1 protein-coding gene is annotated in these 703 nt (G+C 75.4%); it reads right to left on the reverse strand.

Annotated features, from left to right (window positions below):
- The coding region (locus VR44_RS40340; RefSeq protein WP_045952675.1) for a ketoacyl-synthetase C-terminal extension domain-containing protein at window positions 1-703 on the reverse strand (703 nt) is incomplete at both ends.

The following is a 703-nucleotide window of genomic DNA, read 5'->3' on the forward strand; positions in this document are numbered from 1 at the left end:
GACTCCACCAGCCGGAACAGGGCCACCTCGACCGCGAACAGGGCGGGTTGGGTGAACCGCGTCTCGCCCAGCAGCTCCGCGTCATCCCCGAACACCACGTCCCGCAGAGGGAGTTCCAGGTGCGGGTCGAGGGCGGCACAGGCCGCGTCGAAGGCCCGCGCGAACACCGGGAAGACGGCGTGCAGTTCACGCCCCATGCCCAGCCGCTGGCTGCCCTGCCCGGAGAACAGGAAGGCGTGCTTCCCGCTCCCGGCTACGGCCGTGGCCCGGACCACCGCACGTGAGGGCGCGCCGTCCGCCAGGGCGGTCAGGGCTTCCCGCGTCCCGGCCGGGTCCGGTGCGATCACGGCTGCCCGGTGTTCCAGGGCGTTGCGGCCGGTGGCCAGGGAGTAGGCCACGTCCAGCGCGGCCCGGCCGGGGTCCTGGGCGTACGGCAGGAGGCTGCGGGCCTGGGCGCGCAGGGCGTCCGGGGTCTTGGCGGAGAGCAGCCAGGGCGCGGCGAACGGTGCGGCGGGGCCGGCTTCGGCGGCCGGTTCCGGGGCCGGTTCCGGGGCCTGTTCGAGGACGACGTGGGCGTTGGTGCCGCTGAAGCCGAACGAGGAGACGGCCGCCCTGCGGGGCCGCGGGCCGTCGGTCCACTCGACGGGCTCGGTGAGGAGGCGTACGGCGCCGGAGGTCCAGTCGATGTGCGGGGAGGGCTCCT

It is taken from the genome of Streptomyces katrae, assembly GCF_000966975.1.
Classification (GTDB): Bacteria; Actinomycetota; Actinomycetes; order Streptomycetales; family Streptomycetaceae; genus Streptomyces; species Streptomyces katrae.